This window comes from Brevundimonas sp. (assembly GCF_051860745.1).
Classification (GTDB): Bacteria; Pseudomonadota; Alphaproteobacteria; order Caulobacterales; family Caulobacteraceae; genus Brevundimonas.
On sequence record NZ_JBHYDN010000004.1, the window covers coordinates 235,812 to 257,314 of the forward strand.

The window sequence follows — 21,503 nt, forward strand, 5'->3', positions numbered from 1 at the left end:
GGGTAAATTGGCTGTGAGGTGGCGCGTCGAAGGGGCAGGCGGCAGTATGGGAGCAGGCCTTGAGTTGAACCTCCACTTGCCCGACCCTGACGCATCGTTTTCCGGAAGGCCGACCATGTTTTTTTCCCGCCTGACCCTCGCCGCCGCCGCCCTCGCCCTGTTCGCCTCACCCGCCGCCGCGCAGGACGCGCCGCGCTGGTCGTTCGCCATCCACGGTGGCGCCGGGGTGATCGAGCGAACCAGCCTGACGCCCGAACAGGACGCCGCCTATCGCGCCGCCCTGCATCGGGCGCTGGAGGCCGGGTCGGCGGTGCTGGCCGCGGGCGGTTCGGCGCTGGACGCGGTGCAGGCGGCGATCGAGCTTATGGAGGATGATCCGCTGTTCAACGCCGGACGGGGCGCGGTCTTCACCGCCGCCGGCCGCAACGAGCTGGACGCCGCGGTGATGAACGGTTCGGACCTGACCGCCGGCGCGGTGGCCGGCCTGACCACCACCCGCCATCCGATCGCCGCCGCCCGGGCGGTGATGGAGCGGTCGCCGCACCTCATGCTGATCGGCGAGGGCGCGGATACGTTCGCCGCCTCGGTCGGGCTGGAGCAGGTCGACCCAGCCTTCTTCTTCACTGAGCGCCGGTGGCGGGGGCTGGAGTCGGCGCTGCGGGCGCAGAACCTGCCGATCCCGGAACGGCCCGCCGGGGCGCCGGGGCCGCAGGCCGAGAACACCCTGCCCGCCCCGCCGCTGAACGAGCGCAAGTTCGGCACCGTCGGCGCGGTGGCTCTGGATAGCCAGGGCCGGTTGGCGGCCGGCACCTCGACCGGCGGCATGACGGCCAAACGCTGGGGCCGGGTCGGCGACGTGCCGGTGATCGGGGCCGGGACCTATGCGTCGAACCGCGAGGGCTGCGCGGTCTCGGCCACGGGAGACGGGGAGTTCTACATCCGCGCCAGCGTGGCCCGCGATATCTGCGGCCGGATCGCGGACGGATCGACCACGCAAACAGCAGCGCAGGCTGAGGTAGACGACGCCCTGTCGCTGGGCGGTTCCGGCGGCGTCATCGTCATGGACCTGCAGGGACAACCCAGTTTCGCCATGACCAGTTCAGGCATGTATCGCGGCGCCGTTTCCGACAGCAGAGCTGCGGGCGTCGCCATTTACGGCGACGAAGACCTCCGTCCGTGACCCACGGCGCCGTGCTGGATCTGGCCGACAAGTTCGCCGGCTTCTCCGACCACTGGCGGCCGCGAGTGGCGGCGCAGCTGAACGGACAGGACGTGCGGCTGGTCAAGGTGCAGGGCACCTTCCCCTGGCATAGCCATGCCGACGCCGACGAGATGTTCCTGGTCTGGAAAGGCCGGTTCCGGGTCGAGTTCCGCAACCGGGTCGAGACCCTCGATCCGGGCCAGTTCATCGTCGTGCCGCGCGGCGTCGAACACCGCACCGCCGCCGACGAAGAGGCCGAGGTGCTGATCTTCGAACCGTCGGAGGTGATCAACACCGGCGACGCCGCCGTCTCCGACTTCACCGCGCCGCAGGGGCAGACGATCTGATGGGCAAGTCCGACATTCCCGGCGTGATCGCGCCGCCGCCGCTGATCTATCTCGGCTTCCTGTTCGTCGGCTGGGGTCTGGCGGAGCTGGGCGCCCGGCCCGAGGCGGTCGAGGCCGGTCTCGGCTGGCTGTCGGCCGGGTTCGGGCTGGAGATGAAAGTGCGTCGCGGCGTCGCCCTGACCCTGATCATCGGCGGCCTGCTGCTGGACGGCATGGCGGCCGGACTGTTCCGCCGCCGCGGCACGGCCGTCGAGCCGTGGAAGCCGTCGACCTTCCTGATCAACGAGGGTCCCTACCGCTTCAGCCGCAACCCGATCTACGTCGGCTTCGCGGTGACCTACGCCGGACTGACCATCGCCATGGACAGCGCCCTGGCCCTGTTCCTGCTGCTGCCCTGTCTGGCGGTCGTCGACCAGTTCGTGATCCAGCGGGAGGAACGCTATCTGGCCGCCAAATTCGGAGCCGCCTATGACGCCTATCGCCAGAAGGTTCGGCGATGGCTGTGAGCAACGACGAACTCTCGGCCATGGCCATTGAGGAACTGGATCAGGCCTGCAGCCTGATCTGGCCCGAGCTGGTGAAGGTCACGCCCTGGGGCGACAGCTTCATCGGCATCGCCCCGTCGGGCCGCGAGGTCGAGATCGAGCGCCGCTATCTGTGGGCCCATGAGCCGGAAGGCGCCGTGGCCGTCGAGATCGAGGTCCGGGACATCGGCGCCCGGACGGGCGCCGAGGCGCGGGCGCTGATCACCCCGCCGCGCTGAGCGCCCCCAAAAATCACCCCTGACGGGAATCGGTCGCGCCGTTAACCTTTGTCGTTGCCAAGCGGAGCGGTGGGGGCAAGATGCGCCCCCAACAGTTCACGGTCTTCAGGGGAGAGCAGCATGTCCTACGGCGCAGACTTCGCCAACGCCGACCCGGCCAACGCTCCGCTGGATCCGACGATCATGATCGGCGCCGACCCGTTCTTCTGGGGCGCGATCCTGCTGGGCATTCTGGCCGCCGGCTTGATCGGCTGGCTGATCGGTTACTACTTTTCGCGGTCGAAGACCGACGCGGCCGAAGCGATCTGGATAGCGGTCAATAACGCCGTGAAGGACGCCATGAAGGCGAATACCGAGGCCCTGCCCGCGCACGCCGCCGACTTGCGACGCATACTGGAAGCCCGGCTCGGCAAGACGCTGAAATTCGGTGGCGAATTGGCTTCCAACGTCAAGGTGCTGGAATTGGCGATCAAGGGCGAGATCGAGGACAAGAGCCCGGTGCCGCCCCAGCCAGCCCTGGCCGCGGCGGCGACAAAAGATTCGAGCGCGGCGGCCGCCGCCGCCAATGTCACGATCGTTTCAGTGCTCTCCCAGCCTGCCTCATCGCCCGTCGTCCCGGCACCTTCCGCCAAGCCCGGAAAACGACCCATGACGACCCAGGAACGGAACGACGCCCTTCGCCTCGCGGTGGCGAAATTTGACGACTACTGGCGTCACAAGAAGGATCGAGAGAATGATATCCGGGAGGTAGTCGCCGAATTGACAAATCCTGGACCCAAGCCGGCCCAGCACACGCACGGACCAGCCGACGGCCTCAGTGGATCCTCAAGCCAGCATTGACCGGACGACGGACAGTTTCCCCTGACGGAGAAACCGCCTAAGCCTTGAGCCATGAAACTCGCCTCGCTCAAGCACGGCCGTGACGGTCGCCTCGTCCTCGTCTCCAGCGACCTCGCCTGGTTCACCGACGCCTTCCTGATCGCCCCGACGCTTCAGGCGGCGCTGGACGACTGGGACCGGCTCGAGCCCGACCTGCGGGCTCTCGCCGAAAGCCTCGAGCACGGCGGCGTGCCGCGCGGTCGGTTCCACGAACGCGAGGCCGCGGCGCCCCTGCCCCGCGCCTATCAGTGGGCCGACGGCTCCGCCTATGTGAACCACGTCGCCCTCGTGCGTCAGGCGCGCGGCGCCGAGATGCCCGACAGCTTCTGGACCGATCCCCTGATGTACCAGGGCGGGTCCGACGGCTTCCTCGCCCCGCGCGACCCCATCCCCCTGGCCGACGAAAGCTGGGGCTGCGACCTCGAGGCCGAGGTCGTGGTCGTCACCGGCGACGTGCCCCAGGGCGTGAGCCGCGAAGAGGCGCTGGCCTGTGTGCGGCTGGTCGGACTGGTCAACGACGTCTCCCTGCGCAACCTGATCCCGGCCGAACTGGCCAAGGGCTTCGGCTTCGTCCAGTCCAAGCCCGCCTCCGCCCTGTCGCCGGTGTTCGTCACCCCGCGCGCGCTCGGCGACCGCTGGATCGACGGCAAGCTCAGGGGCGAACTGAACGTCCAGCTGAACGGCGCCGATTTCGGCAAGGCCGACGCCGGAACCGACATGACCTTCGACTTCGGGACCCTGATCGCCCACCTCGCGAAGACCCGTAGCCTGTGCGCCGGCACCATCATCGGCTCGGGCACCGTCTCGAACCGCGACGCCGACGGTGGACCGGGCAAGCCGGTCAGCGAGGGCGGCCTCGGCTATTCCTGCATCGCAGAGGTCCGCACGGTCGAGACCATCCTGCGCGGCAAGGCCGAGACGCCCTTCCTCAAGGCCGGCGACACGGTCCGCATCGAGATGCTGGACGAGCACCACCACTCGATCTTCGGGGCCATCGAGCAGACGGTCGCGGCGGTATAGGTCTCACGCGCCATCACCGCCGCGGGTCCCTGGCAGGACAGCACGAGGCCGCCCAGGGCGATCGTCACACATCGTCTCATCGCGCGCATCCCATCGTTTCCCGGACCAGAGGCCGCGCCGGCGCTTTACGGATGCGCGGGACGGATTAAGCTTCGGCCACGTCTGCGGCCCGAGGGGGGCAAGCAGGGCGCCATCGGGACGAGATGAGCTTCCATGCTGGATATGTCGCCTCAGGTTCTCGGACCGCTGATCGGACTGGCGATCGCCCTGCCGCTGATCTTCCTGCGCAACCGCAGGCCCCGGACCCTGAATCCGCAGTGGATGTGGGTCATGCCCGCCATCATCGTCCCGTTGATGGGCTTCGCGCTCTGGGGAACCAGTATGGACCCGACGATGCCGCCCGTCGCCTTTGACGGGGTCGCCTGGGCCATCCTGGCGATCGGCCTGATTCTCGGCGGAGCCTTCGGCTGGTGGCGGGGCAAGATGACCACGATCGAGAAACACGCCGACGGCACGCTGAAGGCGCAGGCCTCGCCCATCGGCCTTATCCTGATCATCGCCGTCATGCTGGGCCGCCGCGCCCTGAGTGCCTTCCTTGAGCCGCACGCCGCGGAATGGGGGCTGAATGCGCTGGCCATCACGGACGCCTTCCTCCTGTTCGTCGTCGGCATGATCGTCGTCCAGCGCGTTGAGATGTTCATCCGCGCACGCCGCATTCAGTCCGGCTCGGGCGACAGCCATGTCGAGACGGTCGGATGACGCGGTTCGCCCTGATCTTTTGGGCCCTGCTGAACAGCCTCGCCGCCGCATCGCCCACCTTCGCCCAGGACGCGGCGGAGGACTGGGACCTGACCGTCGATCCGGCCCGGGAACTGACGCTCGCCAGCCTCGACTTCGGCGGCAATGCGCTCGCCCTCCGCTGCCAGGCGGGTGTGCTGGACCTTCTGCTGACCGGAACGCCGGTGTCGACGGAAGACTTCCGGATCGTCCGGGTCACCGCGGGCGCGATTTCCGAGGAGCGTCAGAGCTGGCAGACCCACGCCGGCATGCCAGTACTGTCGGCGTCAGAGCCGGAACGGCTGGCGCGCCAGTTGCGGGCCGGCGGCGACCTCGACCTACGGATCGAACCCGCTACCCCGGGAGAGCGGGCGATGCGCTTGCGCCTGACGACGCCGCCCTCGGCCGCGTCGGTAGATCGGGTGCTATCGGCCTGTGGCGCATCCCTGACGGATGACTGGGACCTGCTGCCGAGAGTGTCTTCCCGGAACCTTGTCTGGGAGCATCAGGCCCTCCCCGAGTACCCCGTAGTCGCAGCGATGCGGGGGATTCCCCTAGCCTCCGTGCGGCTGGCCTGCATCGTCCCGGCTGACGGTCGGCTCAATGAGTGCCGGGTCCTGTCCGAGACGCCGGAACGCCTTGGCTTCGGCCGGAGCGCCCTTGTGGCCGCGCGAAATTCCCGGGTGGCCCTGCCAGAGAATGACCCGGGTCTGGTCGGCAAGGTCGTCGTCTACACCATGCGGTACCGCGCACCGGAGTAACGGGCCCTCAGGCCAACTCGCCGCCAATCCCGATTGACCTGATCGGACCCCCCACGCTACCAAGCGCGCCTGCCGAAGCGAGCAACCGGCCTGTGCGGGCGTGGTGGAACTGGTAGACGCGCCGGACTCAAAATCCGGTTCCGAAAGGAGTGCCGGTTCGACCCCGGCCGCCCGCACCATCCTGCTTCGCCCTGCGAAGCCTTGGCGAAGCAGGGCCGGTTCAGACCACTTCCCCGTCTTCCTTGACGAAGCGGTCCGGCGTCCGCTCCAGCAGATCGAACACCTTCTCCGACGGCCGGCACATCGCAGCGCCCTTCGGCGTGCGCACAAGCGGCCTGTTCACCAGCACCGGATGCTCGACCATGGCGGCGAGGATGGCCGCGTCGGACGCCGCCGGGTCCAGAAGGCCACGCTCGGCGGCGACCGCTTCCTTCTCCCGCAAGGCCTCGCGCGGCGTAATCCCCGCCTCGGCGAACAAAGCGCCCAGCTGGTCCGGGGTCCAGCCGGCCTGCAGATATTCGACCACCTCGGGCTGATAGCCGGCCGCCTCGACCATGGCCACGACGTTGCGCGAGGTGCCGCAGGCGGGGTTGTGAAAGACGGTGACGGGGAAGGCGTCGGACATCTCAGTGCTCCTTTTCGGTGTTGCGGCGGACGGCGGGCCCGGCCTCGTACCAGCCCTTCGAACGATTCACGATCCACACCACCGACAGCATCACCGGCACTTCGATCAGGACGCCGACCACCGTCGCCAGGGCCGCGCCGGAGTTGATGCCGAACAGGCTGATCGCCGCCGCCACGGCCAGTTCGAAGAAGTTGGAGGCCCCGATAAGAGCCGACGGCCCGGCCACGCAATGCGCCTCGCCCGTCGCCCGATTCAGCCAGTAGGCGAGACCGGAGTTGAAATAGACCTGGATCAGGATCGGGATGGCCAGGATGCCGATAACCAACGGCTGGGCCAGGATCTGTTCGCCCTGGAAGCCGAACAGCAGGACCAGGGTGGTCAGCAGGGCGATGATCGAGACCGGGCCGAGCTGGGCCAGGAGCCGCTCGAGGCCCGTCTCGCCCTGCCCCGCCAGCACCATCCGCCGTACGACCTGGGCCACGATGACCGGCAGGATGATGTAGAGGCCGACCGAGATCAGCAGCGTCGCCCACGGAACAGTGATGGCCGCCAGCCCTAACAGCAGGCCGACGATCGGGGCGAAGGCGACGATCATGATGGCGTCGTTGAGCGCCACCTGACTGAGGGTGAAGTTCGGCTCGCCGTTCGTCAGGCGGCTCCAGACGAAGACCATGGCGGTGCAGGGCGCGGCCGCCAGGATGATCAGGCCGGCGATATAGTTGCCGATCTGGTCGCCGGGCAACCATGGCCGGAACGCCACCGCGATGAACAGCCAGGCCAGCAGCGCCATGGAGAAGGGCTTGACCGCCCAGTTGACGAACAGGGTCACGCTGACGCCGCGCCAGTACCGCCTGACCTGTCCCAGGGCGGCGAAGTCGACGCGCAGCAGCATGGGGGTGATCATCAGCCAGATCAGAGCGGCGACCGGCAGATTGACCTCGGCGATCTCGGCCCCGGCGATCAGGGCGAAGACGCCGGGGAACAGCCAGCCCAGGCCGATGCCGACGACGATGCACAGGAAGACCCAGAGGCTGAGCCAGCGTTCGAAGACCGACATGGCTCAGGCCCCCGCGGGAACGCAGCGCGAGCGGGCGGCCGCCGCGGCGAGCGGGGTGCAAACCTCCGCCGCCCCGCCGCAACAATCCTCGGCGAGCCAGGCCATCAGTTCGCCCATCCGCTCAAACCGGGCCGAATAGATGATCGACCGACCGTGCCGGCGCGACTGCGCCAGACCGGCGTGTGCCAACAGCGAAAGATTGGCTGAGAGGGTGTTGGGCGGCGTGCCGAGGCGGCGCGCGATCTCTCCGGCGGCCATGCCCGTCGGGCCGGCCGTCACCAGCAGGCGGAAGACCTTCAGACGACCTTCGTGGGCCAGGGCGGACAGGCTCTCGATGGCCGTTGTCATTTCCATATTTCCAGAATATCAGAAATGAATGACTGATCAACCCGCCCTCGCCGATCGATTTCTCGACACTCCCGATCCGGCCCGATTGGAGCCTGTGGATCGGGCTGACCACCCGCCGCGCATCCTGCTGCTGTATGGCTCCTTGCGCGAGCGGTCGTACAGCCGGTTCGCCATCGAAGAGGCCGCCCGCATTCTGGAGCACCTCGGTTGCGAGACCCGCATCTTCGACCCGCGTGGTCTGCCCCTGCCCGACGCAGTCGCCCCTGACCATCCGAAGGTGCAAGAGCTGCGGGCGCTCTCGCTCTGGTCCGAGGGCCAGGTCTGGTGCAGTCCGGAACGCCACGGCGCTGTGACCGGGGTGATGAAGAGCCAGATCGACTGGCTGCCGCTGAGCAGCGGCGGCGTGCGCCCGACCCAGGGACGGACCCTTGCGGTGATGCAGGTCTCAGGCGGGTCGCAGTCCTTCAACGCCGTCAACGGTTTGCGTCTGCTGGGCCGATGGATGCGGATGATCACCATCCCCAACCAGTCCTCGGTCGCCAAGGCATGGCAGGAGTTCGACGAGGCGGGGCGGATGAAGCCCTCAGCCTACTACGACCGCATGGTCGATGTGATGGAGGAGCTGGTGAAATTCACCCTGCTGACCCGCGACCGGTCGGATTATCTGGTCGATCGCTACAGCGAACGGCGCGCCTCGGGCCGGGTCGGCGAGGGCGACCGTATCGCCGGCGCCGTCCTCACGCCGGTGCGCTGAGGGCACACATCGCCCATTGCTCAGGCGATTTCCCGCCCCGGCGGTTGCACCCGAATGCCTCGGCCCCATCTGCCCCCGATGACCTCCCCCGCCGCCGATGCCGACAAGCCTGTCTTCAAGGGACCGGGGTTTCCCGAGTTCGTGGCGCTGATCGCCATGATGATGGCGCTGAACGCTCTCGCCATCGACTCCATGCTGCCCGCCCTGCCGGCCATCGGCGACGCTCTGGGCGTGACGTCGGAGAACAGTCGGCAGTGGGTCATCACCGCCTATCTGCTGGGCTTCGGCGTGACCCAGATCATCTACGGCCCGCTGGCCGACCGGTTCGGGCGCAAGCCGATCCTGATGATCGGTCTCGGCCTCTATGTCCTGTTCAGCGTGCTGGCGGCCTTTTCGCCGACGTTCGAACTGTTGATCGCCGCGCGGGTCGGCACGGGGATCGGCGCAGCGGCATTGCGGGTGCTGGCGGTCTCGATCGTGCGCGACCGCTATTCCGGACGGACCATGGCGCGGGTCATGTCGCTGAGCTTTCTGGTCTTCCTCGGCGTGCCGATCCTGGCGCCGGCGTTGGGCCAGCTGATCCTCACCGTGGCCCCTTGGCCCTGGGTGTTCGGAGTGCTCGCTGTCGGCGGCGCCGCCTTCGCGCTGTGGGCCGCCATCCGCCTGCCCGAGACCCTGCACCCCGAAAACAGAATGCCGATCCAGGTGGGCCGCATCGCCTCGGCCTTCCGCGAGGCTCTGACCAATCGCCGGTCGATCGGCTACACCCTGGCCATCACCGCCATTTCGGGCGCCCTGTTCGGCTTCATCAACTCCAGCCAGCAGATTTTCTTCGACGTCTTCCATGAGCCGCAGTTGTTCACGGCCGTCTTCGCCGCCATCGCCGGCGGCATCGCCGTGGCGTCGCTGTTGAACGCCCGGCTGGTAGAACGGCTGGGGTCGAGGCTGATCTCGCACACTGCCCTGCTGGGCTTCATCGTCATGTCAGCCATCCATGCGACGGTCGCCTTGACCGGCCATGAGACGATATGGAGCTTCGCGATCCTGCAGGCCCTGACCATGTTCTGTTTCGGCTTCATCGCCGGCAATTTCGGAGCCATGGCCATGGAGCCGATGGGCCATATCGCGGGCACGGCGTCCTCGGCCCAGGGCTTTATCTCGACCACCTTCGGGGCGTCGCTGGGCTTTCTGATCGGTCAGCAGTTCGACGGCTCGGCCGTGCCGATGACGGTCGGCTTCGTCGCCATGGGCGTGACGGCGCTGGTCTTCGTCCTGTTCGCCGAGCGCGGACGGCTGTTCAAGGCGCGGAACCGGCCCCCGGTTCTGGCGCCCTCTTGATCTTTTTGGCCCGCCGGGGCGTTGTCCCGGCAGGAAACGAACCCGGCCCGACCGACCAACAAGGTCGGCGGGACTTTTGGTCAAGGACTTTCAATGATCCGCAAGTTTGGACTGGTCTCCGTGATCGCGCTCGCCACGGCCCTGGGCGGTTGCGCCATGATTCCCGGCTTCGGATCGGGGTCCGACATGCCGCCGGTCCCGCCCTCGGCGACCGCGCCGGTCGAATATGTGCGCGACATCCACTCCCATGCCCGGCCCGAGATCGCCCGGGTCAAACACGTCACTCTCGACCTGACCACCGACTTCGCGACCGGAACACTCTCGGGTACGGCGGCGCTGGACATCACGGCCGAGGCGGGCGCGACCGAGATCATTCTCGATGTCCGCAATCTCGACATTCAGGACGTGCGGGACGCATCCGGTGGGCCGCTACAGTTCCGGACGGGCGCTGACGACCCGAACCTTGGTCAGCCCCTGATCATTCGCTTCCCCGCCTTCGCCGCGGGCGAACAGCGCCGCATCATCATCCGCTACGCCACCCGGCCCGATGCCGCGGCCCTGCAATGGCTGACTCCGGCCCAGACCGCGGGCGGCCGGCAGCCCTATATGTTCAGCCAGGGTCAGGCGATCCTGACCCGCACCTGGATCCCGACCCAGGACAGCCCCGGAATCCGCCAGACCTGGGAAGCCCGCATCACCGCCCCGTCCGCGCTGAAGGTGGTGATGAGCGCCGAGGGCCTGACCACCAGCGGCGAACCCGTCGGCGGCGGCCAGAGCGCATGGCGCTTCCGCATGACCAATCCGGTGCCGCCCTATCTGATCGCGGTCGCCATCGGCGATGTGGCCTTCCAGGCCATAGACGAGCGCACCGGAGTCTGGACCGAGCCTTCGATGCTGGCCGGCGCCCACGCCGAAATGGTCCCCACGGCCGAGATGGTCGATGCGGCCGAGGCGCTCTACGGCCCCTATCGCTGGGGCCGCTACGACCTGCTGATCCTGCCGCCCAGCTTCCCCTTCGGCGGGATGGAGAACCCTCGCCTGACCTTCGCCACCCCGACCATCATCGCCGGCGACCAGTCGCTGGTGTCTCTGGTGGCGCACGAGCTGGCGCACAGCTGGTCCGGCAATCTGGTGACCAACGCCACCTGGGCCGACTTCTGGCTCAATGAGGGCTTCACCGTCTATTTCGAGAACCGGATCATGGAGGCCGTCTACGGCCGCGACCGCGCCCTGATGCTGCAGTCGCTGGGCTGGGGCGACCTGCAGTCGACGCTGGCCGATCTTCCCCCCGCCGACACCCGCCTGAAGCTCGACCTGGCGGGCCGCGATCCCGACGAGGGCCTGACCGATGTGGCCTATGAGAAGGGCGCGGCTCTCCTTTTCACCATCGAACGCACCGTCGGCCGCGAACGGTTCGACGCCTGGCTCAAGGGCTATTTCGAGCGCAACGCCTTCCGCCCGATGACCACCGAGATGTTCCTCGAGGACATCCGCACCCATCTGGTCACGACGCGCGCGCTGGAAGACCAGCTGATGATGGACGCCTGGATCTATCAGCCGGGCATGCCGTCGAACTGGGTCCCGCCGGTGTCGGGCGCCTTTGCGCCGGTCGACGCCGCCGCCAGCGCCTTCTTCGCGAATGGGGGCCCCGCTTCCGCCATCCCGTGGGCAGGCTGGTCGACGCAGGAGCGCCAGCGCTTCCTGGCCTGGCGGCCCGAGGGCCGCGCAGCGGGCGCCGACTGGCTGACCCCGGCCCAGCTGGCTGATCTCGAGGCGACGCTGAAGATGCGCGAGGAGGGCAATGCCGAGGTCGTCTTCGCCTGGCTTCAGATCGCGGTCCAGCATCGTTATCAGCCCGCCATGCCGACGCTGGAGCGGTTCCTGACCACCATGGGCCGGCGCAAATTCGTGCTGCCGCTGTTCACCAGCCTGTGGGCCGAGGGGGACTGGGGCCGGACCATCGCCACCCCGCTCTACGCCCGGGCCCGCCCCGGCTATCACCCGGTGACGACCAATTCGGTTGATGCGGTGGTGGGACGGCCCTGACCCATGCGCCTTGATCGCCGCAGTCTGATCGCCGCCGCCGCCGCCCTGCCGTGGATCGGCGGCGCGGCACGGGCGGAGATGGACACGGCGGCGCTTGCGGCCCTCGCCGATCCGGCCCGGCCGGACACGGTCATGGGTGTGGGTATGATCGCCCGCGACGGCGGCGGTGCGACCGTGCTGGATCAGGCCCACGGGTCGGGCCTGCGGACGATCGACGCGGGGCTCCAGACCTTCGCCTTCACGCTCGATACGCCGATGCGGATCGCTTCGATCACCAAACTGGTCGCGATGACGGCGCTGATGACCCTGGTCGAAGCCGGCCGGCTGTCGCTTGACGACGACGCTGGCGATCTGGCGGGCTTTCCCCTGCGCCACCCGGCCCATCCGGACATCCGCATAACGCCCGCCATGCTGGCCAGCCACACCTCGGCCCTGCGCAACGGCCCCAGCTATCCCGTTCCGCTGGGCCATGGGCTACTCGAAGCCTTCACGCCGGGCGGCCGGCATTTCGACGACGGCGGCTGGTTCGCCCCGGCATCCGAACCGCCCGGCTTCTTCACCTATGCCGACGTCAATTTTGCGGTCCTCGCCCAGATCGCCGAGCGCGTATCCGGCGAGCGGTTCGACCGCTTTCTGAAACGAACGGCGCTGGATCCGCTTGGGCTCGACAGCGGGCTGAACTGGAGCGGCGTATCCGACCCGGTCCGCGCCCGTGCCTCGGCCGCCTGCCGCCTGATCGACGGCATCTGGGCCCCGCAGGTGGACGCGGAGGTCCCGCCCGCCCCCGCCATCCGCGTCACCACATCGCCCGAAGCGCCCGACCTAACCGCAGATGACTATCGTCCCGGCGAGAACGGCTTTGTCTTCTCGCCGCAGGGCGGCCTGCGAGCCTCCGTCCGCGACCTCGACCGTCTGGCCCGGTCGTATGCCGGTCATGACGGGGTTCCCCCGGTCGTCTCCCGCGAGACCCTCGACCGCATGAGCACGCCGCTCTGGACCCGGGACCTGGCCGGTTCGAACGGTCATACCGACCGCGGCCTCCTCCAGAGCTACGGTCTCTCCGTCCACATTCCGACCGGCCGCGACGGCGACGCCTTCTTCGGACCCGACTCCCCCGACTGGTGCGGCCATTTCGGTCAGGCCTACGGCATGCAGTCCGGCCTGTTCTGGAACCGCCGGGACGGCCGCACGCTCGCGTACATGATCCCGGGCACGCCGCGCGAGCCCGAGGGCCTGTCGGGCGCCCGCTCGGCCGCCTCGCCGTGGGAGGAGATTATTTTCGACGCCGCCCGGGCCGCCTGGACGGACCGCGGGTGACGCTCCCGGTCCTGTGACCACGCCCAGCCTTCCCTTCCTGTCTCTCCGCCCCTAGTTTCCGCCCCACAAACGGCGGCCAACGCCGACACGCGCTTTCAGGAGACGCCCCATGCATGACGCGCCCCAGTCCGAAGCGGCCGCCCGCCTCGACAAGGAAAACCCGCTCGGCGTCGACGGCTTCGAGTTCGTGGAATTTACCGGTCCCGATCCGGCGGCCATGGTCGCGCGTCTGGAGCTGATGGGCTTCACCCAGACCCATGTGAACCCCGCCAATGGTGTGGTGCGGCTCAAGCAGGGCGACATCACCCTGTTGGTCCAGCGCTCGCCCAAGGGGCAGGCCGGAGAGTTCGCGACCGAACACGGCCCCTCAGCCAACGGCATGGCCTTCCGCGTCAACAATGCGAAGGCCGCTTTCGAGGGGGCGGTCTCGCGCGGCGCCAAGCCGGCAGAGCGCCACGACGGCGGCGCCCTCGGCGGCGGCTATCCCTATGTGCTGCAGGGCATCGGCGGCTCACTGCTCTACGTCGTCGACAAATACGGCGAGGCCGGCTCTCTGTACGACGGCTGGGACGAGATCGAGGGCTGGGAGGAGGCCGAGCGCAAGAACTCCGTCGGGCTGTTCAGCCTCGACCACCTGACCCACAATGTGCGCCGCGGCCAGATGCGGACCTGGTCGGGCTTCTACGGCGACGTCTTCGCCTTCGAGGAGCAGAAATACTTCAACATCAAGGGCAAGGCGACCGGCCTGCTGTCCCAGGCGATGATCGCGCCCGACCGCGCCATCCGCATCCCCCTGAACGAAAGCCAGGACGACAGCTCCCAGATCGAGGAGTTCCTGCGCCGCTACAACGGCGAGGGCATCCAGCACATCGCCCTCGCCACTGACGACATCTTCGAGACGGTGGAAGAGCTCAAGCGTCGCGGCATCCCCTTCCAGGATACGATCGAGACCTATTTCGACCTGATCGACAAGCGCCTGCCCGGCCATGGCGAGGACGTCGCCCGGATGCGTCTGAACCGCATCCTGATCGACGGGTCCGACGAGGACGGCCTGCTGCTGCAGATCTTCACCCAGGACACCTTCGGTCCGATCTTCTTCGAGATCATCCAGCGCAAGGGCAACCAGGCGTTTGGCGAGGGCAATTTCCAGGCCCTGTTCGACTCCATCGAGCTGGATCAGATCCGGCGCGGCGTCATCAAGGTGGATGCCTAAGCCTCCGGCGTGGCTGCCCTGGCTCGGCCCGCTGCTCGCGGCCGGGGTCGGGGCGGCGGTCGGTGAATACGGCCTCGGCGGCGGCTTCTGGACGGTCCTGATCGCCGCGCTGGTGTGCGGGTTCGCGCCGATCGTGGGGTACCGCGTGTGGAAGTGGCGGTTTCAGCGGCGGGGGTAGGTTGGGGTCGCTCGGAATTCCTCCAAGGAAAACGCGACCTAGCAGGGCCGCATCGGCAGGGGCATGCCGTCCCGGCTCTCCCCGGCCTTCGCCGGGGTTCGGCCGGGATGACAAGATGCTTCCACTGCTAATGAAAATCCCGTGATCCCGGCAGCACCCGAACGTCGCGCGGATGCCTGCCGCGGGCCGGCGAATGCCCTGATCCCGGCGCATTGTCGGGCGTCAGATGGCCCAGCATGGGCGTCCAGTCCTCCAGATGGTCGACGACCAGATGGGTCACCCCCTCGGCCGTCTGGACCTTGCCCCGCGCCAGCACCATGCGCGCGCCCATGGCGACCGGCCGGAAGCGTTCGAACACGTCGGGCCACAGCACCAGATTGGCCACGCCGGTCTCGTCCTCGATGGTCATGAAGCAGACGCCCTTGGCCGTGCCGGGCCTCTGACGGACCAGCACCACGCCCCCAACGGCGACGGTCCGGTCGTTGGGCCGGGCCGGATAGTCCTTTGACGTCAGCGCTCCGGCCTGCGCCAACCGCTCACGCAGGAAGCTGACCGGATGGCCCTTCAGCGACAGGCGGATGGTCTGGTAGTCGCCGACCACCTCTTCCGACGGGGCCAGGACCGGCAGGGCTTCGGGCGGGCAGCCGTCAGCTTCGTTCAGCCCCATGGCCTCGAACAGTGGCGCTGACGACGCGGGCGCCGAGCCCTTCGACGCCCACACCCCCTGCCGGCGCGTCAGATCGAGCGAGCCATAGGCGTCCGCCTCCGCCAGCCGGTCCAGCGCCGACGGCGGCAGGGCAGCGCGGCGGCGCAGGTCGTCGAGATCGGCGAAGGGCCCGGCCTTGCGCGCTTCCATGATCGCCTCGGCCCAGACCTTCTTGAACCCGTCGATCGAGCGCATGCCGAGACGGAGGGCGCGACGGCGCCGGCGCGGGCGCGACTCCAGCGTGGCGTCCCAGTCGCTGGCGTTGACGTCGGGATGCCGGACCTCGACCCCGTGTTCGCGCGCGTCACGGACGATCTGGGCCGGGGCGTAGAAGCCCATTGGCTGGCTGTTCAACAGACAGGCGGCGAACACGTCCGGGTACAGCCATTTCACCCAGGCCGAGACATAGACCAGGTGGGCGAAGGCGCAGGCGTGGCTCTCGGGGAAGCCGTACTCGCCGAAGCCCTTGATCTGGTTGAAGCAGTTCTGCGCGAACTCGGCGTCGTAGCCGCGCGCGATCATCCGCCCGACCATCTTCTCCTCGAAATCGCCGATGGTTCCATTGTGCCGGAAGGTGGCCATAGCCCGCCGCAGGCCGTTGGCTTCCTCGCCGCTGAACTCGGCGGCTGTCATGGCGATCTTCATGGCCTGCTCCTGGAACAGCGGCACGCCCAGCGTCTTGCGCAGCACATTGGCCAGTTCGTCCGGATCCTTCGCCGAGCCCGGCATGGAGAAGCGATAGCTGCCCGGGCCGTGTCTCGCCTCATGGGCCCGCCGCTCCATCCGCCGCTGCAGATACGGATGGACCATCTTGCCCTGGATCGGTCCGGGCCGGACGATGGCGACCTGGACCACCAGATCGTAGAACTCCACCGGCCGGAGGCGCGGCAGCATGGACATCTGCGCCCGGCTCTCGACCTGGAAGACGCCTACGGAATCCGCCTTGCACAGCATCCGGTAGACCCCGCGTCGCTCCGCGGGAACGGCGGCGGTGTCGGGCAGAGGCCGGCCGTAGGTCGTTTCGATCATGCGAAAGGCGCGCTTCATCGCCGTCAGCATGCCCAGCGCCAGGACGTCGACCTTCATCAGCTTGAGAAAGTCGATGTCGTCCTTGTCCCATTCGATGAAGGTCCGGTCGGCCATGGCCGCATTGCCGACGGGCACGATCTCGATCAGCGGGGTCTGACTCAGCACGAAGCCGCCGACATGCTGGCTCAGGTGGCGCGGGAATTTGATCAGCTCGGCGGTCAGGTCCAGCGCCAGCCGCAGGCGGACGTCGTCGCGGCTCAGCCCGGTCCGGTCGACATGCGCCTCATCAACCTTCGAACCCCATGAGCCCCAGACTGTGTCGGCCATGCGGGCGGTGACATCCTCGGTCAGTCCCAGCGCCTTGCCCACGTCCCGGATCGCCGAGCGCGGCCGGTAGTGGATGATGGTCGCCACGATCGCCGCCCGGTCGCGACCGTAGCGGTCGTAGACATGCTGCATCACCTGTTCGCGCCGCTCGTGCTCGAAATCGACGTCGATGTCAGGGGGCTCTGACCGGTTCGACGAAATGAACCGCTCGATCAGCACCTCCTGCCGGGTGGGATCGACGTTGGTGATCCCCAGACAGAAGCAGATCACCGAATTCGCCGCGGACCCCCGGCCCTGGCACAGGATGGGATCGGGCCGGGACCGCGCCCAGGCGACGATGTCGTGGACGGTCAGGAAATAGGCGGCGTAGTTCAGCTCCTGAACCAGCCGGAGTTCTTTGAGGATGATCGCCCGGATCGCTTTCGGGACGCCTTCAGGCCACCGCGACCGGGCCCCCTTCAGCGTCAGCCGCGCCAGCCAGCCCTGGGCGGAATAACCCGGCGGAACCGGTTCGTCCGGGTACTGATAGCTGAGCTCCCTGAGCGAGAAGGTGCAGGCCCGCGCCACCGCCATCGTCCGCGCCAGCGCCGCCTCATGCCCCCGGAACAGCCGCGCCATCTGGGCCGGCGGCTTCAGATGACGTTCGGCGTTGGCCTGCAGCCGCCGGCCCGCCCTGTCGATGGTCGTCCCCTCGCGGATGCAGGTCAGGACGTCCTGCAGCATCCGCCGGTCGGGGTGGTGGTACAGCACGGCGTTTGTCGCGATCATCGGCGCGCCCGTGCGATGCGCCATCGCCGCCAGCCGGTTCAACCGCTTCCGGTCGTCGCCGCGCCACAGGGGGGCCGCCGCCAGATACAGGGCGTCGGGCCATGCTTTTCGCCACGCTGACAACCGGGCCTCAAAGGCGGCGTCGGGCTGATCCGGCGCGGGGGCCAGGGCGATCATGCCTTCGCCCATGCCGACCGCCTGTTCGAAGGTCAGCCGGGTTTCGGCTTTTTCAATTCGATCAACATCCGGGTCGGCTCCGGGCTGGGGCACAGCCTCGCTCTTGCCCAGCGACAGCAGCCGGCACAGCCGTCCCCAGGCGGCGCGGTCGCGGGGAAAGACGATCAGTTCGGTCCCGTCGGTGAAGCCCAGCCGCGATCCGACGACCAGAGGGATATCGACGTCTTCCGCCCCCATCAGCCCCCGCACTATCCCCGCCAGGGTATTGCGGTCGGCGACGCCGACGGCAGCCAGGCCCATGGCCTTCGCCTGCATCATCAGTTCACCCGGATGCGACGCCCCCTCCAGAAAGCTGAAGTTCGTCATGGCGCCGAGCTCGGCGTACTGGCCGTCCCAGCCGCTCACGGCAGCACCCCGTGCATCCACCATGAGGGCGCACGTTCCTCAGGGTCGCCGGAATACTCCCGTCCATACAGGCCCTCGCGGAACAGCCAGTAGCGTCCGCCCGCCTCGTCCTCGACGCGGTAATAATCGCGGGTCCGGACCTGCCGGTCGTCGGAGCGGGGCCGCCACCATTCGGGCGACAGTCGTTCGGGGCCGTCGGCGCGGGTCACCCGCCGTGACAGCCTGCGCCAGGTGAAGCGGGCCGGCGCCCCGTCGGGCAGTTCGGCGATGGCCTCCACCGGCTCCGGCGGATCGAGCAGCAGGAGGGGGCGGCGTCCCGTATCGCCACTCGTCGTGGCCGGTGACCGCCCCAGCGCCGGCCGCCACCGTTCCGCCCGTTCCGGAATCCAGCTGTCTACCCGCTCCGGAGTCAGCACCCGGTCCTCGCCCAGCCGCGCGGTCAGGCGGTCGATCAGGGCGGCCAAGCTCTCGGCCTGTTTCGCCTCGGCCTCGCTCTCCAGCGCCCGTTGGAGCGCCGTCATGGGCTCGACGGCGTCGGCGGTCAGCATCAGGGCGTCGAGGCCGAAGCCCAGCTCCAGCCGCCCCAGCCCCGCCTCGCGGAACAGCCGCAGCCATATTCCCGCGTCCCGCCCCGGCCGACCCATCCGCACCGACAGACGGGTGGTTCCGCCGTCAGAGCGGAAGCCGGTCAGGGTCAGGGCCTTCGCCCCCTGCCCGTCACGCACCAGCGGCGCGGACAGGTCGGCGGCCAGTTCCGTCAGCCGCGCCTCCACCCCCTCGATATCCTCGACCGGCTCCATCCAGGTCCGCCACGCCCGGTATTTCGGCGGCGGCCGCACCGGCGTCAGGGCCTCGCCCGCGAACCCCAGCGCCTGATCCAGCCGCTGGACCAGACCGACCCCGGCCCCGTCCCGGAACCGTCGCGCCAGCCCTGCGCGGGGCATGGGATAGAGGTCGCCGATCCGCTTCAGCCCGAAGCGCCGCGCCTGCGTCAGGGCGCCATCGTTGATCCGCAAGGCCTCAACCGGCAGGGGCGCCAGCAGGTCGCGCGCCGTCTCCTCGTCCGCGATGGGCGGATGGCCTTCCCTTCCGCCCCAGCGGGCCAGAGCCCAGGCCGCGCCGGGCGTCGGGCCCATGGCGACGCGCGCCGGCGCCCCGGCCTCGGCCAGCCGCTCCCGGATCTGCGCCGCCACCGCCGCCTCGCCGCCGAACAGATGGGCCGCGCCGGTTAGGTCGAGGAACAGGCCTTCCAGACCCTCTCCGGCCGGATCGACGCTGACCGAGGGCGACCAGCGCTCGGCCCAGACCGCCAGCGCCGTCAGGGCGCGGGCGTCGGCCTCGATATCTGCGGGCTTGCAGATCAGGTGCGGGATCATGGCCCGGGCGTCCGCCTGGGTCTGGCCACGGCGCAGGCCGGCCCGGCGCGCGGCCGGATTGAGCGCATGCAGGATCGCCGCGCCCCGACTGTTCAGGATCAGGGCGAACGGGTTCCTGGGATCGAGCGCGGGGTCAGGCGGCGAGGCCGGACGGCGCGCCCGCATGGCTGATCGCCGCCAGACCGCTATCGGCCAGTCGATCAGCCAGACAGAGACGATGCGTCTCATCATCCTGCTCCAGAATCCAGGCGCCGGGCCGCTCGCCCCGACCACGTACCAGTTCGGCGATCAGCCGGGCCGGGCCGGGGGCCCTGGGGTCGTCGGGGTCCGTCGCGCTTTCGCAGGTCGAGATGCGCCAGCGCCGCCGCGCTGCGCTCAGCCCGTCCAGCCGTCGGGGCAGGACCAGCCCGACCGCCTCGCCCTGTTTCGCCGCAAAATCCAGCCGCCGCGTCTGGGCCAGGGTCGCTCCATCCACCGCCCCCAAGGCCAGGGCCACGGCCCCGGACCGCAGGGCCTGTTCCAGGGTCCACAGCGCCTCGGCCGCCGTCGTCGTCGGGGCGAGGATCAGCGAGGCCCCCGCCGTCCCAGGCCCGTAGGGCCGTCCATGCTCCGCAAACCAGGCCCGCGGCGCGGTCAGCAGCACCGGCCGCCGGTCGCCCCCGATCCGCCGCGACAGGGCGAACAGCAGCAGGGCCGCCATGTCGCGCGGCCCGGACGCGCACGCCTCCTCCAGCGGCGCGGGCCGCTCGGGCCAGGGTTCTGAAGAAGGAGCGTGAGCGGAAGTCATGGGAGTCCGGAGATCAGATTGTTCACTCTTTGTTCCAAATTGTCCGGGAGTCAAACCTGAATCCTGGTGGCGTCATCTTCGTGTCTGAATGGCCCGGCTGATGCAGCGGAAGCCTTCGTGGGCAGGCTTCGCTCCATAACGAGACGCTCGCTCGCCATGATCTGTCGACCCATATCCGAAACCGACTTTCCAGCCCTACAGGCGTTGCACCGCCATGTAGGCTGGCCCCAGAGGTCGCTGGCCGGCTGGCGATGGCTGTACGCCAATCCGGCGCGGGTCAGCGTGGGCGCGCCCGCGGGTTGGGTCGTCGATGGCCCGGACGGCCAACCGGCCGGACATGTCGGCAATCTGGTCCAGCGATTCTGGCTGGACGATCAGCCGCTTCATGGCGCGACGGGTTTCTCGATCATCGTGACCCCGCCAGTTCGCGGGGCCAGCAGAGAGATGCTCGGCGCCTTCGCCCGCCAGCCCGGCATGTTCGCCGCCTGGGTCTTCAACGCCAATCGCAAGTCCCAGCCCCTGTACGTCCATCACGGCATGGGCCCCTGGCCCGAGCCGACCCACGCGCTGAAACTGAGCTGGATCATAAATCCCGTGACACTGGCCTGCGGCCGGTTTTACCGCGCGGCCCACGGGCTGGCGCCCGATATCGTGTCCCGGTGGGGCGAGCGGCTGCTGAACAACCGTCTGTCTGCAAAGCCCCGCCTGGCCTTGCCGCCGGGGGTGTCGCTGCTGAGCGATTTTCGGGATCAGTCAAGATATGCGGAATTCTGGACGGCCCTGCGCGCTGAAGGCCGCCTGCTGGCCGACCGGAGTCCCGAGGTCCTCCGCTGGCGGCTGGCCGACCCGGACCTGACCGATCCGCCGCTGGTGATCGCCTTCAACCGGGGACGCGAGATCACCGGCTACGCCATGGCCATGGTCGCCAAGTCCAACATACTGGAGCCGCCGGTTCTGGAAATCCTGGACCTTGAGGCCCTGGCCGACGAGGCCGAGGCCATTCCGGCCCTGATGAAGGCCCTGAGGGGCGCCGCCGGACAGATGGGTACGGCCAAGCTGCGCCTCCAGATGGTCAGCCCCCGGCTGCTGGAACGGCTGGGTGACCACACCCGGCGCACGCGTCGCGAGGGCGGCTGGGGACATTGCCATGTGCGGTTCGCGCCCGGCGGTCCCGATCCGACCCTGTGGTCGCCGACCCCCTACGACGGCGACTACGCCATGTGCCTGAGGCCCGTTCCGGCCCGGGCCGGAGCACCCGTCCGGGCGCATGCCGAGCATCAGGTGGCGGCTTCCCCGTCCTGAAC

General features: G+C 68.8%; 21 protein-coding genes and 1 tRNA gene. 16 read left to right on the forward strand and 6 right to left on the reverse strand.

The genetic code is table 11. From position 1 onward, the window contains the following. Nucleotides 1-115 precede the first annotated feature (115 nt). From ACTIEW_RS07215 to ACTIEW_RS07255, 9 genes are all read left to right on the forward strand, one after another. A complete protein-coding gene (locus ACTIEW_RS07215) occupies nt 116-1,180 on the forward strand; it encodes an isoaspartyl peptidase/L-asparaginase family protein (protein WP_439477226.1) in 1,065 nt (354 codons plus the stop codon). Continuing rightward, nucleotides 1,177-1,548, forward strand: coding sequence for a cupin domain-containing protein (locus ACTIEW_RS07220; RefSeq protein WP_439477227.1), 372 nt, complete (start codon nt 1,177-1,179; stop codon nt 1,546-1,548). Before ACTIEW_RS07215 ends, ACTIEW_RS07220 begins: the two co-directional genes overlap by 4 nt. Further along, nucleotides 1,548-2,054, forward strand: a complete 507-nt coding sequence (locus tag ACTIEW_RS07225) for a methyltransferase family protein (RefSeq protein WP_439477228.1) — start codon at nt 1,548-1,550, stop codon at nt 2,052-2,054. Before ACTIEW_RS07220 ends, ACTIEW_RS07225 begins: the two co-directional genes overlap by 1 nt. Next, nucleotides 2,045-2,311, forward strand: a complete 267-nt coding sequence (locus tag ACTIEW_RS07230) for a hypothetical protein (protein WP_439477229.1) — start codon at nt 2,045-2,047, stop codon at nt 2,309-2,311. Before ACTIEW_RS07225 ends, ACTIEW_RS07230 begins: the two co-directional genes overlap by 10 nt. A gap of 183 nt (nt 2,312-2,494) precedes the next feature. Further along, a complete protein-coding gene (locus ACTIEW_RS07235) occupies nt 2,495-3,151 on the forward strand; it encodes a hypothetical protein (protein WP_439477230.1) in 657 nt (218 codons plus the stop codon). A 51-nt stretch (nt 3,152-3,202) separates the two neighbouring features. After that, nucleotides 3,203-4,210, forward strand: a complete 1,008-nt coding sequence (locus ACTIEW_RS07240) for a fumarylacetoacetate hydrolase family protein (RefSeq protein WP_439477231.1) — start codon at nt 3,203-3,205, stop codon at nt 4,208-4,210. A gap of 213 nt (nt 4,211-4,423) precedes the next feature. After that, complete coding sequence (locus ACTIEW_RS07245; RefSeq protein ID WP_439477232.1) at nt 4,424-4,969, forward strand: DUF1453 domain-containing protein; 546 nt, start codon at nt 4,424-4,426, stop codon at nt 4,967-4,969. Beyond that, a complete protein-coding gene (locus ACTIEW_RS07250; protein WP_439477233.1) occupies nt 4,966-5,748 on the forward strand; it encodes a hypothetical protein in 783 nt (260 codons plus the stop codon). Before ACTIEW_RS07245 ends, ACTIEW_RS07250 begins: the two co-directional genes overlap by 4 nt. Nucleotides 5,749-5,842: 94 nt before the next feature. Continuing rightward, nucleotides 5,843-5,927: transfer RNA gene (locus ACTIEW_RS07255), tRNA-Leu, on the forward strand. A 41-nt stretch (nt 5,928-5,968) separates the two neighbouring features. Here the strand turns inward: ACTIEW_RS07255 and arsC are convergent. From arsC to ACTIEW_RS07270, 3 genes are read right to left on the reverse strand one after another with little or no spacing between them, the layout of a single operon-like run. After that, nucleotides 5,969-6,373 (reverse strand): arsenate reductase (glutaredoxin), encoded by a 405-nt coding sequence (gene arsC, locus ACTIEW_RS07260; protein ID WP_439477234.1) that lies wholly within the window; start codon nt 6,371-6,373, stop codon nt 5,969-5,971. 1 nt (nt 6,374) lies between these two features. Further along, a complete protein-coding gene (gene arsB, locus ACTIEW_RS07265; protein WP_439477235.1) occupies nt 6,375-7,430 on the reverse strand; it encodes an ACR3 family arsenite efflux transporter in 1,056 nt (351 codons plus the stop codon). 3 nt (nt 7,431-7,433) lie between these two features. After that, entirely contained in the window at nt 7,434-7,784 is a 351-nt protein-coding gene (locus ACTIEW_RS07270; RefSeq protein ID WP_439477236.1) for an ArsR/SmtB family transcription factor, read from the reverse strand. 22 nt (nt 7,785-7,806) lie between these two features. On the opposite strand from ACTIEW_RS07270, the gene arsH reads away from it, so the two are divergent. From arsH to ACTIEW_RS07300, 6 genes are all read left to right on the forward strand, one after another. Further along, complete coding sequence (arsH, locus tag ACTIEW_RS07275) at nt 7,807-8,532, forward strand: arsenical resistance protein ArsH (protein ID WP_439477237.1); 726 nt, start codon at nt 7,807-7,809, stop codon at nt 8,530-8,532. A gap of 78 nt (nt 8,533-8,610) precedes the next feature. After that, nucleotides 8,611-9,870: a multidrug effflux MFS transporter gene (locus ACTIEW_RS07280; RefSeq protein WP_439477238.1), complete on the forward strand. Its 1,260-nt coding sequence runs from the start codon at nt 8,611-8,613 to the stop codon at nt 9,868-9,870. A 93-nt stretch (nt 9,871-9,963) separates the two neighbouring features. After that, nucleotides 9,964-11,916, forward strand: coding sequence for a M1 family metallopeptidase (locus ACTIEW_RS07285; protein WP_439477239.1), 1,953 nt, complete (start codon nt 9,964-9,966; stop codon nt 11,914-11,916). A gap of 3 nt (nt 11,917-11,919) precedes the next feature. After that, nucleotides 11,920-13,233, forward strand: a complete 1,314-nt coding sequence (locus ACTIEW_RS07290; protein WP_439477240.1) for a serine hydrolase domain-containing protein — start codon at nt 11,920-11,922, stop codon at nt 13,231-13,233. Between the two features lie 109 nt (nt 13,234-13,342). Beyond that, nucleotides 13,343-14,446, forward strand: coding sequence for a 4-hydroxyphenylpyruvate dioxygenase (hppD, locus tag ACTIEW_RS07295; RefSeq protein ID WP_439477241.1), 1,104 nt, complete (start codon nt 13,343-13,345; stop codon nt 14,444-14,446). Then, entirely contained in the window at nt 14,439-14,624 is a 186-nt protein-coding gene (locus ACTIEW_RS07300; RefSeq protein WP_304928519.1) for a hypothetical protein, read from the forward strand. The genes hppD and ACTIEW_RS07300 overlap by 8 nt, the downstream gene beginning before the upstream one ends. A 127-nt stretch (nt 14,625-14,751) precedes the next feature. Here the strand turns inward: ACTIEW_RS07300 and ACTIEW_RS07305 are convergent, their stop codons facing one another. The 3 genes from ACTIEW_RS07305 to ACTIEW_RS07315 are packed head-to-tail and all read right to left on the reverse strand — an operon-like array spanning nt 14,752 to nt 20,199. Then, a complete protein-coding gene (locus ACTIEW_RS07305; RefSeq protein WP_439477242.1) occupies nt 14,752-18,036 on the reverse strand; it encodes an error-prone DNA polymerase in 3,285 nt (1,094 codons plus the stop codon). Beyond that, nucleotides 18,033-19,640: a Y-family DNA polymerase gene (locus ACTIEW_RS07310; protein WP_439477243.1), complete on the reverse strand. Its 1,608-nt coding sequence runs from the start codon at nt 19,638-19,640 to the stop codon at nt 18,033-18,035. Before ACTIEW_RS07310 ends, ACTIEW_RS07305 begins: the two co-directional genes overlap by 4 nt. Then, nucleotides 19,546-20,199: a hypothetical protein gene (locus ACTIEW_RS07315; RefSeq protein WP_439477244.1), complete on the reverse strand. Its 654-nt coding sequence runs from the start codon at nt 20,197-20,199 to the stop codon at nt 19,546-19,548. The genes ACTIEW_RS07310 and ACTIEW_RS07315 overlap by 95 nt, the downstream gene beginning before the upstream one ends. 204 nt (nt 20,200-20,403) lie before the next feature. Between ACTIEW_RS07315 and ACTIEW_RS07320 the strand changes: the two genes are divergently transcribed. Further along, the gene (locus tag ACTIEW_RS07320) at nt 20,404-21,501 is read left to right on the forward strand and encodes an N-acetyltransferase (protein ID WP_439477245.1); all 1,098 of its coding nucleotides are present in this window, start codon (nt 20,404-20,406) and stop codon (nt 21,499-21,501) included. Nucleotides 21,502-21,503 lie beyond the last annotated feature (2 nt).

What these genes read in the sequence shown, in the direction of transcription:
- ACTIEW_RS07225 (WP_439477228.1), top strand. Translation starts at nt 1,548, where the DNA reads ATGGGCAAGTCCGACATTCCCGGCGTGATCGCGCCGCCGCCGCTGATC.
- ACTIEW_RS07270 (WP_439477236.1), bottom strand. Translation starts at nt 7,784, where the DNA reads ATGGAAATGACAACGGCCATCGAGAGCCTGTCCGCCCTGGCCCACGAA.
- ACTIEW_RS07310 (WP_439477243.1), bottom strand. Translation starts at nt 19,640, where the DNA reads ATGAGACGCATCGTCTCTGTCTGGCTGATCGACTGGCCGATAGCGGTC.
- ACTIEW_RS07235 (WP_439477230.1), top strand. Translation starts at nt 2,495, where the DNA reads ATGATCGGCGCCGACCCGTTCTTCTGGGGCGCGATCCTGCTGGGCATT.
- arsC (WP_439477234.1), bottom strand. Translation starts at nt 6,373, where the DNA reads ATGTCCGACGCCTTCCCCGTCACCGTCTTTCACAACCCCGCCTGCGGC.
- ACTIEW_RS07245 (WP_439477232.1), top strand. Translation starts at nt 4,424, where the DNA reads ATGCTGGATATGTCGCCTCAGGTTCTCGGACCGCTGATCGGACTGGCG.
- arsH (WP_439477237.1), top strand. Translation starts at nt 7,807, where the DNA reads ATGACTGATCAACCCGCCCTCGCCGATCGATTTCTCGACACTCCCGAT.
- ACTIEW_RS07250 (WP_439477233.1), top strand. Translation starts at nt 4,966, where the DNA reads ATGACGCGGTTCGCCCTGATCTTTTGGGCCCTGCTGAACAGCCTCGCC.
- ACTIEW_RS07230 (WP_439477229.1), top strand. Translation starts at nt 2,045, where the DNA reads ATGGCTGTGAGCAACGACGAACTCTCGGCCATGGCCATTGAGGAACTG.
- ACTIEW_RS07240 (WP_439477231.1), top strand. Translation starts at nt 3,203, where the DNA reads ATGAAACTCGCCTCGCTCAAGCACGGCCGTGACGGTCGCCTCGTCCTC.
- ACTIEW_RS07300 (WP_304928519.1), top strand. Translation starts at nt 14,439, where the DNA reads ATGCCTAAGCCTCCGGCGTGGCTGCCCTGGCTCGGCCCGCTGCTCGCG.
- arsB (WP_439477235.1), bottom strand. Translation starts at nt 7,430, where the DNA reads ATGTCGGTCTTCGAACGCTGGCTCAGCCTCTGGGTCTTCCTGTGCATC.
- hppD (WP_439477241.1), top strand. Translation starts at nt 13,343, where the DNA reads ATGCATGACGCGCCCCAGTCCGAAGCGGCCGCCCGCCTCGACAAGGAA.
- ACTIEW_RS07285 (WP_439477239.1), top strand. Translation starts at nt 9,964, where the DNA reads ATGATCCGCAAGTTTGGACTGGTCTCCGTGATCGCGCTCGCCACGGCC.
- ACTIEW_RS07215 (WP_439477226.1), top strand. Translation starts at nt 116, where the DNA reads ATGTTTTTTTCCCGCCTGACCCTCGCCGCCGCCGCCCTCGCCCTGTTC.
- ACTIEW_RS07280 (WP_439477238.1), top strand. Translation starts at nt 8,611, where the DNA reads ATGACCTCCCCCGCCGCCGATGCCGACAAGCCTGTCTTCAAGGGACCG.
- ACTIEW_RS07290 (WP_439477240.1), top strand. Translation starts at nt 11,920, where the DNA reads ATGCGCCTTGATCGCCGCAGTCTGATCGCCGCCGCCGCCGCCCTGCCG.
- ACTIEW_RS07315 (WP_439477244.1), bottom strand. Translation starts at nt 20,199, where the DNA reads ATGACTTCCGCTCACGCTCCTTCTTCAGAACCCTGGCCCGAGCGGCCC.